The sequence below is a fragment of the Streptomyces sp. NPDC034037 genome (assembly GCF_055575715.1).
Genome location: NZ_JBVISC010000004.1, coordinates 441,189 through 455,343 on the forward strand (window position 1 = coordinate 441,189; position 14,155 = coordinate 455,343).

Genomic DNA, 14,155 nt, shown 5'->3' on the forward strand with positions numbered 1-14,155 from the left:
CGCGGACCCGCGCCCGGGCCCACCCACGTCAACTTAGGTAAGCCTAAGCTATCTTGCTCGCCATGGAGAAGACGACCGCCCCCACGGACCTCACGACCGCCCCACACGACCGCGCGACAGCCCGCGCCGAAACGACCGCCATCGACCCGACCGCCGACCTCAAGGCAACCGACGCCGAACCGGCCGCCCTCAAGGCAACCGACGCCGAACCGGCCGCCCTCAAGGCGGCCCTGCGCGAGGAGGTCGAGACCCACCGCGCCGCCCTCCTCGCCCTCAGCGCCCGCATCCACGCGCACCCCGAGACGGCCTTCGAGGAGCACCGCGCGGCCGCCTGGTGCGCCGAACTCCTCGGCGAACACGGCTTCGAGGTGACCGCGCCCGCCTTCGGCCTGGACACCGCGGTGAGCGCCACCATCGGCTCCGGGCCCGTCACGGTCGCCCTGGCCTGTGAGTACGACGCCCTGCCCGGCCTCGGCCACGCCTGCGGCCACAACCTGATCGCCGCCGCGGGGCTCGGCGCGGCCCTCGCCCTGGCCCCGTACGCCGACGAACTCGGCCTGACCGTACGGGTGCTCGGGACGCCGGCCGAGGAGCGCGGCGCGGGCAAGGCGCTGCTCATCGACGCGGGCGCCTTCGACGGCGTGGACGCGGCGATGATGGTCCACCCCTGCCCGTTCGAGATGGCCGATTTCCGCTCGTTCGCGCTCGGCACGCTCTCGGTGACGTACACGGGCAGGTCCGCGCACCCGAGCCTCAACCCGCACGAGGGCCGCAACGCCGCCGATGCCCTGACCGTCGCACAGGTCGCGCTCGGCCTGCTGCGCCAGCAACTGCCGCCCCACTGGCGGGTGCACGGCATCACGACCGCGGCGGGCACGGCGCCGAACGCGATACCGGACCGCGCCACCGCCTCGTACGAGATCCGCGCCCTGGCCGCCGAGGACCTGCGCGAACTGCGCGAACGCGTCGAGAACTGCTTCCGCGCCGGAGCGCTGGCCACCGGCTGCGAGGTCACCCTGGAGCGCCCCGAGCCCGACTACCTCGACTTCCGGGGGGACCCGGAGCTGATCGCCCTGTGGCAGACGAACGCCCGGGCCCTCGGCCGCGCCGAACCCGTCGAGCGCGAGCCCTTCGCCTGCACGGACATGGGCAACGTCTCGCACCTCGTGCCGTCCATCCACCCCGTCCTGGACATCAGCGGCGGCGCCTGCGGGCCGCACGAACCGGAGTTCGCGGCGGCCGCCGTCTCCCCGGCCGCCGAGCGCGCCCTGCTGGACGGCGCACTCGGCATGGCGTGGACGGCGGCCGACTTCGCGTACAGGCGACGGGCGCGGGCTACTTCTTCGTGAGCGCCTCGCTGATGTCGCGCATGACCTCGTCGGCGGCCAGCGGGCCGCCGCGGGTCGACCACACGGAGCCGTCCACGGTCACGACGTGCTTCTTCTCGACCGCGCCGAGGTCCTTGTAGGCGGGCTTCTTCTGGACGTCCTTCAGGGCCTTCTCGCCGTCCGAGGTCAGCGTGGAGAGGAAGAGCCAGTCGCCGTCGATCTCGTTGATCTTCTCCAGGCTCAGCGAGGGGGTGTGCGCGTTGCCGTCCTTGTTCTGGTTCTTGGGCCGCTTCAGGCCCATCTCCAGGGCGACACCGCTGGCGAACTGCTTGTTCTCCATCCAGCTCGGGCCGTCCGGGTTCCAGCGCACGATCGACACCTCGGCGCCCTTGTTCGCGCCGAGCTTCTGCCCCGCGGCCTTGGCGGCGCTCTCGTGGGCGGCGATGACCTTGTTGGCCTTCGGGAGTGCGTTCACGGCGTTGCCGATGCCCCGCAGGGTCAGCTTCCAGTCGTCGGTGGGCGCCATGGTCACGACGGTCGCGGGCGTGATCTCGCGCAGCTGCTTCAGGACCTGCTCGTCCTGCATGTCACCGGCGAGGATCAGATCGGGCTTGGCGGCGACGACCTTGTCCATGACGGGCTGGAGGAGGTTGCCGACCACGTCGATGCCCTCGACCTTGCCGGCGAGGTAGGCCGGCGGCTTGTCCAGGCCCTGGCCGTTGGTGATGCCGACCGGCTTCACGCCGAGCGCGAGCACCGCGTCCAGGTCCTCCTGCGTCAGCGTCACCACGCGCTCGGGGTGGGCGGGGACCTTCACCGCCTTGCCGGTCGCGTCCTTGATGGTGCGGGTGGCGGCGGAGCCGGAGCCGCCCTTGGCGGAGGAGTCCTTGTCGGAGCCGTCGTCCGAGCCGCAGCCCGTCAGGAGCAGCGCCGCCGCGCCGAGCACCGCGACCGACCGGGGCGCGCTTCGGGAGACGAGGGAGAAGGGGCGGCGGGGGACGGTCATCAACAGCTCCGGGATCAAGAGGACATGATGAAGTGGTCGTCAACGACCACCCTTTTGGCTAAGGTTAGCCTTACCTTAGGTCAAGCTGGCAAGGGGTGAGCCCCTCGCACTCGGAAAGGCACGCCCCGTGGAACTCCGCGTCGAGCAGCTCACCGCCGGCTACGGCGGCACGCACACCGCCGTCGACGGCGTGGACCTCACGGTCGAATCCGGCCGGGTGGTGGCCATCGTCGGCCCCAACGGCTGCGGCAAGTCGACGCTCCTGCGCTGCATGGCGCGGCTCCACCAGCCCGTGTCCGGGCGGGTCTTCGCGGGCGACGCCGACATCTGGCGGCTCAAGCAGCGCGAGACGGCCCACCGCGTGGCCCTCCTGCCACAGTCGCCGCAGGCGCCCGAGGCGGTCACGGTAGCGGGCCTCGTACGGTACGGACGCCACCCCCACCAGGGGCTGTTCCGCCAGTGGTCCGCCGAGGACGAGCGCGCCGTGACCCGGGCGCTGGAGGCCACCGGCACGGCGGAACTCGCCGAACGGCGCCTGGACCAGCTCTCCGGCGGGCAGCGCCAGCGGTGCTGGCTCGCCATGGCGCTGGCCCAGGAAACCCCCGTGGTCCTGCTCGACGAGCCGACCAGCGCGCTCGACATCGGCCACGCGGTGGAGGTCCTCGACCTGGTCAGGCAGGTCGCGGCGGAGGGCAGGACCATCGTGATGGTCGTCCACGACCTCGCCGCGGCGGCGCGGTACGCGGATGTCGTCGTCGCCATGCTGGCCGGGCGGATCGTGGCGACGGGCCCGCCGCGCGAGGTGGTCGACGCGGAACTCGTCAAGACGCTCTACGGCATCGACGCGGAGATCCTGCGCTCGGCGGCGGACGGCTCCCCGGTCGTGGTCCCGGCGGTGCGCCCCACCGCCACCCGGAGCTGACCCCACCCCGGACGCGCGGCGGCGCGTTTCCCGGTGCGCCGGTAACGGCATGTGCTACGGTGCGAGCAGTACGTGTGTACGCCCCGGTTCGTCTCAGGGCGCCCGTACTCCTCTCCCAGCTCCCCTTCTCGGGGTCTTCCAGGCCGATCGGGCCTTCTCCCACACTGCTCACTCGGCAGTTCCCGGCATGCGCCGCACGGATCACCCGATGGATGGATCACCTGTCGTACGGAGCATCCGTCGTACGGGGCGTGGTCATCGCCGCCCCGCAGGGCCCCCTCATTGCCCGTCCGCGAAAGGACCACTCACATGACCGCCACCGCGACCGCACCGGTCTCGCGCACCGCGTCCGCCACCACCGCGCCCATCTCCTGTACCGGCGTCCTCGACATCGCCCGGGACGGCCGCGGGTTCCTGCGCGGCAAGGGGTGCCTGCCGGCCTCCGACGACGTCCAGGTCCCCGCCCCCCTCGTCCAGCGCCTCGGGCTGCGCACCGGCGACTTCGTCGAGGGCGAGTGCGCCGGGCGGGCCCGCACCCTCACCGGCGTGCACCGCGTCGGCGGACACCGGCCCGAAGCCCTGCGCGGGCGGCCCCGCTTCGGGGAGCTGACGCCGCTGCACCCCCGCGAGAGGCTCCGCCTGGAGTCCGCGGGCGGCGGCGTCACCGGACGCCTCGTCGACCTCGTCGCCCCCGTCGGCAAGGGGCAGCGCGGCCTGATCGTGGCGCCCCCGAAGACCGGCAAGACCATCCTGCTCCAGCAGATCGCCGCGGCGGTCGCGGAGAACCACCCCGACTGCCACCTCATGGTCGTCCTGCTGGACGAGCGGCCCGAGGAGGTCACCGACATGCTGCGGTCGGTCCGCGGCGAGGTGTACTCCTCGACGTTCGACCGCCCCGCCAAGCAGCACATCGCGCTCGCCGAGCTGGCCGTGGAGCGCGCCAAGCGCCTGGTCGAGCAGGGCCGGGACGTCGTCATGCTCTTCGACTCGCTGACGCGGCTGTGCCGGGCGTACAACAACGCCGCCTCCAGCGGCGGCAAGACCCTCAGCGGCGGCGTCGACGCCACCGCGATCCAGGGGCCCAAGCGGCTCTTCGGCGCCGCGCGGCTCGCCGAGGAGGGCGGCTCCCTGACGATGCTCGCCACCGTCCTCGTGGACACCGGCTCGCGCGCCGACGACTACTACTTCGAGGAGCTGAAGGGCACCGGCAACATGGAGCTGCGCCTCGACCGCGTCATCGCCGACCGGCGCCTCTTCCCCGCCGTCGACATCACCCCCTCCGGCACCCGCAGGGAGGAACTGCTCCTGACGGACGACGAGTTGACCGCCGTACGCGGGCTGCGGCGGGCCCTGGTCGGCAGGGACAGCCACGCCTCTCTGGAGACGGTGATCGAGCGCATGAGGAAGACCCCGGGCAATGCCGCGTTCCTGCGGCAGGTGCAGCAGACCGTGCCGGGGGCGGGCAGCGCCAGCGCCCAGGCGGGGAACGGCGCTACGGCCGCGTGACGTGCACGCGGTAATCCCCGCCGTCCGTCACGTCCGCCACCGTCACCCGCACCCCCGCCCGGCGGTCGGTGAAGGTCTCGCCGGGGGCGTAGGGCGCGTCGGAGAGTTCCGCGTGGACGTTGGGCCGACGGGTGCAACCGCCGCTGTCCGCCGCCGAGTCGGCGACCGTGACCGGGCCGTGGCCGGTGTCGACGTCCGCGTCCACCCGGTAGACCAGGACGCCCGGCTTGCAGACCGCCTCGTCGTTGCCGCCCTGGGTACGGGCCTCTATCGCGTACCCCGTCTTCTCGGTCAGCGGGACGAACGCGAGCTTCGTGCCGCCGGAGCGGGCCAGCGGCGTCAGGACGTGCTCGGTGGTGCCGGTCCTGGCCGCGCAGCCGACCTGGTCGTCGTCGAGCCAGCCCAGCTTCCACTTGTGCCAGGCGAGCAGGTCGTTGTTGGCGCCCCAGTCCTCGCTCATGATGTCCCAGTGGCCGGCCGCGCCGCCGCCGTCCTGCGTGTAGAGGTCGGGCAGGCCGAAGACGTGGCCGTTCTCGTGCGGCAGCACCCGGTAGCCCGTCTCCTGGTAGCTGCCCGAGCCGTCGTCCTGCCGGCTGTAGACGAAGGACGCGTTGGAGACCGGCACGCCGTCGGCGACCGGCGCCTCGTGATTGCCCGCGAAGGTCACCGACAGGACCGTGTCCAGCGCGGAGGGACCGGCGTTCGGGGTGACGAGGACGTTCACCAGGTCGTACGTACGGAAGTCCACGTCCGGGTCGGCGGCGGCCACGATGTCCTCCACCAGCTCCCGGTAGCCCGGGTCGAAGGGGGCGCCGCGCTCTATCCCGTACTCCGCGAACGGCTTGGGCATCCGCAGCCAGTCGGGCACGGGGGACTCGGGGCGGTAGTCGAGGCGCCCGTAGGAGCTGGTGCGAAACCACTGCGAGGTCTGCGGGAAGAACTCCGCGAGCCGGTCCATGGCGCTGCCCTGACCGGGCGCGTCGGAGAAGTCGACCATGAGGTTCAGGGCGCGGACGGTGCCGGTGGAGCGCGAGTAGCCGGGTGAGGTGGGCATGCCCTCCGACATCTGGACGCCCATCGTGCCGCTGATCATGCAGGGGCCGAGCGTGGCCCCGCGGGCCATCGACACCGGGCCCGCCGCGCTGGGGGAGTCCTCCATCAGCCGTCCGGTGCTCGCCGAGGTGGTGACCGCGAGGGCGAGTGCCGTGACCGATGCGAGGGCCACACCGCGACGGGCGGGGCCTATCCGGCGCCAGATCGGCTGCTGCATGCGTGGGCCTTCCACCTAGCGGCAGCCGCCGGTCCTGGCTGCACCCTGTCCGATCACCCTGTGCCGAGGGGTGCGCGGGCGCGCGCTGGGTGCGACCGATCGTGGGTATTCCGCCGATCCCCCGTGGGTATTTCCGGCGCATCAGGTGTGACGCGGGACACAGCGGTTCAGGGCCGGTGCGGGAAATATCCGGGGACCGTCTCCCCGTTTAGACCTGTGTCCGCGCGAAACGGGGACTCACTCCCCGCATCGCACCGGGCGCAGGACACCGACCGCCGTCGCCGCCCGGCGACAGCCGCTCGTACAGAACGTCGATCGCCACCCGGATCGTCACCGCAAGAGTCAGCAGAGGAGCACGCCGTGGACACCGCCACCGCCCCGCAGCGCCGAGCGCCCCGCCCGCGGGCCGACGCCCTGCGCAACCGGGAGCGGATCGTCGCCGCCGCACGCGAGATGCTCGTGGAGTACGGATCCGACGTACCCCTCGACGAGATCGCGCGCCGGGCGGGCGTCGGCAACGCCACGCTCTACCGCCACTTCGCCGACCGCGCCGAACTGATCCACCAGGTCGTGCTCTACGTGACCGGCCGCGTCGCCGCCCACGCCGAACAGGGCATCGCCACGGCCGACGCCGACCCGGGCGCCGCCTTCACGGCCCTGCGCACCTTCGTCCACGCCGCGGCCGACGAACGGATCGGCGCCCTGTGCCCGATGCTGTCGGCCGCCTTCGACCACGACCACCCCGACCTGCTGGACGCCCGCGATCACCTGGAGCGGTCGATCGAGGGCCTCGTGGAGCGGGCCCGCGCGGCCGGGCAGCTGCGCACCGACATCGCCGTCGGTGACCTCATGGTCGCCCTCTCCCAGCTCGGCCGGCCGCTGCCCGGCACGGCCTGCCCGAACATGGACCGCTTCGTCCACCGCCATCTCCAGCTGTTCCTCGACGGCCTGATGGCACCCGCCCGCTCCGAACTCCCGGGGGAGGCGGCGACTTTGGAAGACCTCCGCAAGCGCTGACCCCGCCGTGCGGCGGGGCCGGCCCGGGGCCGGGTCCGCCGTCTTTTCCCACATCGTTGTTCACACTTTCGTACCGCTAGGTGGCACACCCATGTCTGCAGCAGATCCGAGACGCTGGAAAGCCCTCGTCTTCATCGCCCTCGCACAGCTGATGGTCGTCCTCGACGCGACCATCGTGAACATCGCGCTGCCCTCCGCCCAGCAGGACCTCGGCATATCCGACGGCAACCGCCAGTGGGTCATCACGGCCTACGCGCTCGCCTTCGGCGGTCTGCTGCTCTTCGGCGGCCGCATCGCCGACCTGTGGGGCCGCAAGCGCACCTTCGTGACCGGCCTCATCGGCTTCGCCGCGGCCTCCGCGCTCGGCGGCGCCGCGACCGGCGAGGCCATGATGCTGGGCGCCCGCGCCCTCCAGGGCGTGTTCGGCGCGCTGCTCGCGCCCGCCGCCCTCTCGCTGCTCGCGGTGATGTTCACCGACGCCAAGGAGCGCGCCAAGGCCTTCGGCATCTACGGCGCGATCGCCGGTGGCGGCGGCGCCGTCGGCCTGATCCTCGGCGGCTTCCTCACCGAGTACCTGAACTGGCGCTGGACGTTCTTCGTCAACATCCCCTTCGCGGTGATCGCCGCCCTCGGCGCGTACTTCGTCATCCGCGAGCCGGCCGGCACCCGCAACCGCTCGCCGCTGGACGTCCCCGGCGTGGTCCTGTCCACCCTCGGCCTGGTCGCGCTCGTCTACGGCTTCACCCGCGCCGAGTCCGACGGCTGGTCGGACTCCGTGACGGTCGGCATGTTCGTGGCGTCGGCGGTGCTGCTCGCCGCGTTCGTCCTCACCGAGTCCAAGGTCAAGTCGCCGCTGCTGCCGCTGCGCGTGCTGACCGAGCGCAACCGCGGTGGCGTCTACCTCTCGCTCGGCCTCGCCATCATCGCGATGTTCGGCCTGTTCCTGTTCCTCACGTACTACCTGCAGATCGTCAAGGGCTACTCGCCGGTCAAGACCGGCTTCGCCTTCCTGCCGATGATCGTCGGCATGATCGTGGGCTCCACGCAGCTCGGCGCCCGCCTGATGACCCGCGTCCCGCCGCGCCTGCTGATGGCCCCGGGCTTCCTGCTCGCCGCGCTCGGCATGCTGCTCCTGACCCAGCTGGAGATCGGCACCTCGTACGCCGGTCTGATCCTGCCCGCGCAGCTGATGCTGGGCCTCGGCATGGGTACGGCGTTCATGCCCGCCATGTCGCTGTCCACGCACGGCGTCGAGCCCCGTGACGCCGGTGTCGCCTCCGCGATGGTCAACACCTCGCAGCAGGTCGGCGGCGCCATCGGCACGGCCCTGCTGAACACCATCGCCGCCTCCGCGACCTCCGCGTACCTCGCGGACCACGTGGCCGGCGGCGCCGACCTGAGGCTCGTCAAGGCGCAGGCCATGGTCGAGGGCTACACCAGCGCCATCTGGTGGGCGGTCGGCATCCTCGCGGTCGCCGCCCTGATCGCGGCGACGTTCATCAACACCGGCCACCAGGGCGGCCCCGCGGCCTCCGGCGACGCGCTGGAGGGCACCGAGGACGAGCTGAAGATCCCGGTGATGGCCCACTGACCCCGCCCGCTCACCCGGGCAGGGTCTCCTAGCGGAGCCAGGGGAGGTCGGCCCCCGCCTCCTTCGGCTGAAGTCCCTCGGCGACGATCGTCATGATCTCGCCGAGGGACTTCTGCTGTTCCGGGGTGAGCCGGTCGAACAGTGCCTGGCGTACGGCGGCGACATGGCCGGGGGCGGTCCTGCGCAGCACCTCGAACCCCTCGTCGGTGAGGATCGCGAGCTGGCCCCGCTTGTCGGAGGGGCAGTCCTCGCGGCGCACCCAGCCGCTCTTCTCCAGACGCGCGACCGCGTGCGAGAGCCGGGACCGGGTGATCTTCATCGTCTTGGCCAGCTCGGTCATCCGCAGCCGCCGCCGGGGGGCGTCGGACAACTGGACCAATAGCCCGTAGTACATGTGCGGCATGCCCGCGTCGCGCTGGAGCTGACGGTCGAGGAAGTCGTCGAGGAGGGTGCTCGCCTGGAGGTAGGACCGCCAAACGCGCTGTTCGTCGCCGTCCAGCCAGCGCGGTCCGCCGTCTGCGGGAGGAGTGGGTGCCATGTCCATGTACTCCACTGTACGAGGCCCTTCCTTGAACTTTGAACAAACCACGCGTACCGTCGAGCGTAAAGCTTGAGAGTTCAAGTAGATGCCTCGGTCGGCCGAAGGGTCCCGTCACCCGGCCCCCAAGGCCCCCACCCGCAGCCCGGAGGTGCGCGATGACCCGCATGCCCGCCCTGTACCTGAGCCACGGCGCGCCGCCGCTCGCCGACGACCCCGTGTGGCCCGCCGAACTGGCCGCCTGGTCCGCCGGCCTGCCCCGCCCCCGGGCGATCCTCATGGTCTCCGCCCACTGGGAAGAGGCGCCCCTGGCCCTCGGCGCCACCGCGACCGCGCCGCTCGTGTACGACTTCTGGGGCTTCCCCGAGCGCTACTACCAGGTGACGTACGCCGCCCCGGGCGCCCCCACCCTCGCGGACTCCGTGCGCAAACTGCTGCGCGCCCCCGGCGTACCCGTGCAGGACGTGCCGGACCGGGGTCTCGACCACGGCGCGTACGTCCCGCTCGTGGAGATGTACCCCGACGCCGACATCCCCGTGCTCCAGATCTCCCTGCCGACCCTGGAACCGCGCCGCCTCATGGACCTCGGCCGCAGGCTCGCGCCGCTGCGCGACGAGGGCGTCCTGATCGTGGGCAGCGGCTTCTTCACGCACAACCTGGCCGCGCTGCGGCAGGACGGCACCCCCTCCTGGTCCGCCGAGTTCGACGCCTGGGGGAAGGAGGCCCTCGCGGCGGGCGACGTGGACGCGCTCCTCGACTTCGGCCACGCGTCCCCCGCCGGGCACCTCGCCCACCCCCGCACCGAGCACTTCGCCCCGCTCTTCGTGACCCTCGGCGCCGCCGACGCCACGGGGGACCTCGCCGGGCAGCGCAGCGTCATCGACGGGTTCTGGATGGGGCTGGCGAAGCGGTCGGTGCAGTTCGGCTAGCGCGGGCCCGCGACCGGGCGGCCGCCCGGCCACCCGAGCGGCTCACCCAGCTCGACCGCCCGCAGCGCCGAGGCCAGCGCCCGCTCATCACCGATGTCGAGCGCCGTGTCCGCGAACTTGATGACGTGCTCGTCGCCGTGCGCCAGCGCCAGCTCGACCACCTCCGCCGCGGCGACGGAGCCCCGTGGCTCGTACGCGACCGGCGAGTCCGGCGCGTACATGGCGGTGACCGCCGCCGACGCCGTCCAGGCGGCGCGCAGACTCGGCACCCACAGCGCGCGAGGGAGCGCGGGCAGGGCGCGCAGCACGGCGTTGGGGGCCGTCGCCGCGTGGACGAGCATCACCTCGTCGCCGTGGCCGTGCGTGGCGTACCGGTGCGTGGCCGCCCGCACCAGCTCGGTCAGCGCCCGCCGCGCCTGGTCGGGGTCCGTCACGGAGGCGGCCCACACCGGCAGCCCGCGCACCCGGGCGAGCCGGTCGGGGAAGCCGCCCGCCGCCCGGTCCGTGATGGGGGGCACCGCGTCCAGGGCCTCGGCGGCGCTCGCGGCGCCCGGCAGTCGGGCCAGGCCGGTGACCGGGCGGTGCCGGGCGGCCCAGTAGCCGAGGCCGTGTGCCAGTTCGGCCAGGCGGGGCGTGGTCTCGCCCCCCGCCAGGGCCCGCACGGCGTGGCCCACCCGGATCACGGGGTGCGTCGAGCCCCCGTACATCCCCGGCAGCAGCACGGGCCACCACTCGGCGAGCACGTCGCGCCAGGGCCGCGCGGCGATCTCCCGGCCGAAGTGGCCGATCCAGTCGGCCGCCCGGCGCGGATCGCCGAGGGCGGTGTGCCGGTCCGCGTCGGTGATCGGCGCGACGGGGGCGGGCAGGTCCTCCAGCTTCGGGGCGTAGCGATCGAGCCAGCGGTGGACCGCCCCCGCCTGCCCGCGCGCGGCGAGCGCCTCGACGGCCATCGGCGCGTGGTTGGTGAGCCGCCCCAGCCGCTCGGGCCCGAAGCCGTGCAGCCGCTCTAAGGCCTCGTCGAGGATGCCCGTGGGGTCGGTCGTGCCGGCAGTGGTGTCGCTCATGCCGGGACGGTAGGCCCCCGGCCGGGCGGCCCGTAACGGCCCGGAGACCTAGGGCGGGCCCTGTCCCGGCCCTAGGTCCGGGGGCCGAGGAGGGCCGAGGGGCCGCTCGTACCAGGCGACGTCCCAGTACCGCCCGAACTTCCTGCCCACTTCCTCGTACGTGCCCACGTGCCGGAAGCCGAAGCGCTCGTGCAGGCGGACCGAGGCCGGGTTCGGCAGGGCGATCCCGGCGTAGGCGCGGTGCAGGTCCTCGCGCTCCAGGGCCGCGAAGAGCGCCGTGTACAGGAGGGTGCCGATGCCGCGGCCCGCGGCGTGCGGGGCGCAGTACACGCTGACCTCGACGGAGGTGGCGTAGGCGGGCTTCGGGCGCAGCGGGCCGCTGGTCGCGTAGCCGAGGAGTCGGCCGGGGCGTGCGTCGGAACGCGTTTCCTGGGCAACCAGAAGACGGTGAGGGCCGTCTTTGGGGTGGGAGAGCAGCCAGGGGCGGCGCTGTTCCGGCAGGAAGGCGACGGTGTCGAAGGTGATGGCCGTCTCACGTACGTAGTGGTTGTAGAGGTCGGTGAGGGCTTCGAGATCGCTCTCGACCCCCGGCCTGACCTGCACCCGCGCACGTTCTGTCATCGACTGCCCTCCCCGTGTGGCGCGACAGGGTACTGCACCGTCAGGAAAAAAGAAGCGCCGCATGGGAATTCTGTCCGGATTCCAGTCGTTGTTTCCATCGGATGCAGGGCACTCGAAGGTGTGCCATCCGCCACACAGGCCCCACTGGGGCCGACACACAGCAGGCCCCGGCAAGAGGGCCGACCAGGACACCACACGCAAGGGAGCACGCATGGCAACCCGTGCCGTCGCCCGTCGTAAGTCCGCCTCCGGCGAGACCGATGCGGCACGCAGTGTTCGCGCCGTAGGCGGGGAGATCGCCGACCGCGACCTGGTCGGCATGTACCTCGACGAGATCGCGCGTACGCCGCTGCTCGACGCCGCCAAGGAAGTGGAGCTGTCCCAGATCATCGAAGCGGGTGTGTACGCCCGCAAGATCCTGGACGGCGAGGTCGAGGACAGCAAGGTCACCGCGGACCGCGAGGAGCTGGCAGCCCTCGTCGCCGACGGCGAGCGGGCCAAGGACGTCTTCATCCGGTCGAACCTGCGCCTGGTCGTCGCGGTCGCCCGCCGCTATCCGCGCAGCGGCCTGCCCCTCCTCGACCTGATCCAGGAGGGGAACGCGGGCCTGGTGCGCGCCGTCGAGAAGTTCGACTACGCCAAGGGTTTCAAGTTCTCCACGTACGCCACGTGGTGGATCCGCCAGGCCATCACGCGCTCGATAGCCGACCAGTCGCGCACCATCCGCCTCCCCGTCCACCTGGTGGAGGAGCTGGGCCGCATCCGCCGCGTGCAGCGCGAGTTCAACCGCGAGCACGGCCGCGAGCCGGAGCCCGCGGAGATCGCCGCCGAGCTGTCCTCGACGCCCGAGCGCGTCATCGACGTCCTGGACTGGGCCCGCGACCCGGTCTCGCTGAACATGGGTGTGGACGACCAGGGCGACACCCAGTTCGGCGACCTCCTGGAGGACACCTCCGCGGTCTCGCCCGAGCAGTCCGTCCTGTCGCTGCTGCGCAGCGAGGAGCTGGACGGCCTGATCGGCCGCCTCGACCAGCGCACGGCCTCCATCATCAAGATGCGGTACGGCATCGACGACGGCCGCGAGCGGACGCTGACGGAGGTCGGCAAGGAGCACGGGCTCACCCGCGAGCGGATCCGCCAGATCGAGAAGCACGCCCTGCTGGAGCTGAAGAAGCTGGCACGGGACACGGGCTTCGACGCGGTCGCCTAGGGCCTGCGCGGGGCCCCTCATCCCCCCTGCGGCCGAGGCCCGCGCGCGGCTAGGCGGGGCGGACCGGGCCCTCGTCGGGGTGCCCGGCGGCCGCCCGGGTGAGGCGGCCGCCCATCTCCCGGAGGCAGTCGATCAGTTCCGGCGGCCCGTGGGCCGTGAAGTCGCAGTCGGTCACCGCCAGGCGGACCGCGAGCCACTCGACGGAGTCCGTCGCCCTGCCGCGCAGCCGGCAGCGGCCCGCGTCCAGCGGCTCGACCGCGCCGAGCGTCGACGGCAGCCTGGCCGTCACGAACTCCGCGGGCGCGGCGAACGTCACGTCGATCTCGTACGCCTCCTGCCCCCGCCACACCGACTGGCGGATGAACTCCGCGGCGCCCCCCTTCGGCAGCTCCCTGGGCACGAACCGCGCCCCCGTGGGGAAGGGCTCCGCGATCCGGTCGACGCGGAAGGTGCGCCAGTCCTCGCGGTCGATGTCGTACGCCACGAGATACCAGCGCCGCCCGGTCGAGACCAGGCGGTAGGGCTCCGTCAGGCGCCGCGACTCGGTGCCGTCCCCCGTGCGGTAGGCGAACCGCAGGCGCTCGTGGCCGGCCGTGGCCGACGCCATCACCGTCAGCGTCTCCGGCGCGATGCTCGCCCCGTCCCCGCCGGTCAGCGGCATCGTCGCGATCTGCAGCGCCGACACCCGGTGGCGCAGCCGCGCCGGCAGGACCTGCTCCAGCTTGGCGAGCGCCCGCACGGACGCCTCCTCCACGCCCTCCACCGCGTGCCCCGCCCCGGCCCGCAGCCCCACCGCGATGGCCACCGCCTCCTCGTCGTCGAGGACCAGCGGCGGCATGGCCTTGCCCGCGACCAGGCGGTACCCGCCGAGGGCGCCCTGGGTCGCCTGCACCGGATAGCCGAGGTCCCGCAGCCGGTCCACGTCGCGCCGCACCGTGCGCCGGCTCACCCCGAGCCGCTCGGACAGCTCGCTGCCGGGCCACTCGCGGGGCGCCTGGAGCAGCGAGAGCAGTTGCAGCAGCCGGATGGGCGTCTGGGCGCCCGTCGCCCCGGTCACGCGCCGGCCGCCCGGAGCAGCGGCGCGGTCCTCGTCGGACCCTCGGTCGTCGTCATGGCATCCAGCATGCCGTGGATATAGGAACTGTTATGACCT

Annotated in this window: 13 protein-coding genes; 7 read left to right on the top strand and 6 right to left on the bottom strand. The window is 72.8% G+C overall.

The window, feature by feature from the left end; translation table 11 throughout:
- The first annotated feature begins 62 nt into the window (after window positions 1–62).
- Window positions 63–1,349 (top strand): M20 family metallopeptidase, encoded by a 1,287-nt coding sequence (locus tag ACZ516_RS17190; RefSeq protein ID WP_469010865.1) that lies wholly within the window; start codon window positions 63–65, stop codon window positions 1,347–1,349.
- Here the strand turns inward: ACZ516_RS17190 and ACZ516_RS17195 are convergent.
- Window positions 1,336–2,334: an ABC transporter substrate-binding protein gene (locus ACZ516_RS17195; RefSeq protein WP_469010866.1), complete on the bottom strand. Its 999-nt coding sequence runs from the start codon at window positions 2,332–2,334 to the stop codon at window positions 1,336–1,338. The genes ACZ516_RS17190 and ACZ516_RS17195 overlap by 14 nt on opposite strands.
- A gap of 127 nt (window positions 2,335–2,461) precedes the next feature.
- On the opposite strand from ACZ516_RS17195, the gene ACZ516_RS17200 reads away from it, so the two are divergent.
- Window positions 2,462–3,256, top strand: a complete 795-nt coding sequence (locus ACZ516_RS17200) for an ABC transporter ATP-binding protein (protein ID WP_358583760.1) — start codon at window positions 2,462–2,464, stop codon at window positions 3,254–3,256.
- Window positions 3,257–3,565: 309 nt separating this feature from the next.
- The gene (rho, locus tag ACZ516_RS17205; RefSeq protein WP_361077915.1) at window positions 3,566–4,762 is read left to right on the top strand and encodes a transcription termination factor Rho; all 1,197 of its coding nucleotides are present in this window, start codon (window positions 3,566–3,568) and stop codon (window positions 4,760–4,762) included.
- On the opposite strand, the gene ACZ516_RS17210 is transcribed toward rho, so the two are convergent.
- Complete coding sequence (locus tag ACZ516_RS17210) at window positions 4,749–6,032, bottom strand: M6 family metalloprotease domain-containing protein (RefSeq protein WP_469010868.1); 1,284 nt, start codon at window positions 6,030–6,032, stop codon at window positions 4,749–4,751. The two genes, rho and ACZ516_RS17210, sit on opposite strands and share 14 nt — an antisense overlap.
- Before the next feature lie 360 nt (window positions 6,033–6,392).
- Between ACZ516_RS17210 and ACZ516_RS17215 the strand changes: the two genes are divergently transcribed.
- Entirely contained in the window at window positions 6,393–7,049 is a 657-nt protein-coding gene (locus ACZ516_RS17215) for a TetR/AcrR family transcriptional regulator (protein ID WP_358698651.1), read from the top strand.
- A 91-nt stretch (window positions 7,050–7,140) separates the two neighbouring features.
- Window positions 7,141–8,640 (top strand): MFS transporter, encoded by a 1,500-nt coding sequence (locus ACZ516_RS17220; protein ID WP_358698650.1) that lies wholly within the window; start codon window positions 7,141–7,143, stop codon window positions 8,638–8,640.
- Window positions 8,641–8,668: 28 nt separating this feature from the next.
- Here the strand turns inward: ACZ516_RS17220 and ACZ516_RS17225 are convergent, their stop codons facing one another.
- Window positions 8,669–9,184, bottom strand: a complete 516-nt coding sequence (locus ACZ516_RS17225) for a MarR family winged helix-turn-helix transcriptional regulator (protein WP_358583754.1) — start codon at window positions 9,182–9,184, stop codon at window positions 8,669–8,671.
- A gap of 161 nt (window positions 9,185–9,345) precedes the next feature.
- On the opposite strand from ACZ516_RS17225, the gene ACZ516_RS17230 reads away from it, so the two are divergent.
- Window positions 9,346–10,107: a dioxygenase family protein gene (locus tag ACZ516_RS17230; RefSeq protein ID WP_469011034.1), complete on the top strand. Its 762-nt coding sequence runs from the start codon at window positions 9,346–9,348 to the stop codon at window positions 10,105–10,107.
- Here the strand turns inward: ACZ516_RS17230 and ACZ516_RS17235 are convergent.
- Complete coding sequence (locus tag ACZ516_RS17235; RefSeq protein ID WP_469010870.1) at window positions 10,104–11,171, bottom strand: questin oxidase family protein; 1,068 nt, start codon at window positions 11,169–11,171, stop codon at window positions 10,104–10,106. The two genes, ACZ516_RS17230 and ACZ516_RS17235, sit on opposite strands and share 4 nt — an antisense overlap.
- A gap of 48 nt (window positions 11,172–11,219) precedes the next feature.
- Complete coding sequence (locus tag ACZ516_RS17240; RefSeq protein ID WP_469010871.1) at window positions 11,220–11,792, bottom strand: GNAT family N-acetyltransferase; 573 nt, start codon at window positions 11,790–11,792, stop codon at window positions 11,220–11,222.
- 211 nt (window positions 11,793–12,003) lie between these two features.
- Between ACZ516_RS17240 and ACZ516_RS17245 the strand changes: the two genes are divergently transcribed.
- A complete protein-coding gene (locus ACZ516_RS17245; RefSeq protein WP_361077903.1) occupies window positions 12,004–13,002 on the top strand; it encodes a sigma-70 family RNA polymerase sigma factor in 999 nt (332 codons plus the stop codon).
- A 49-nt stretch (window positions 13,003–13,051) separates the two neighbouring features.
- On the opposite strand, the gene ACZ516_RS17250 is transcribed toward ACZ516_RS17245, so the two are convergent.
- Window positions 13,052–14,059 (bottom strand): helix-turn-helix transcriptional regulator, encoded by a 1,008-nt coding sequence (locus ACZ516_RS17250; protein WP_358583747.1) that lies wholly within the window; start codon window positions 14,057–14,059, stop codon window positions 13,052–13,054.
- Between the last annotated feature and the right edge of the window lie 96 nt (window positions 14,060–14,155).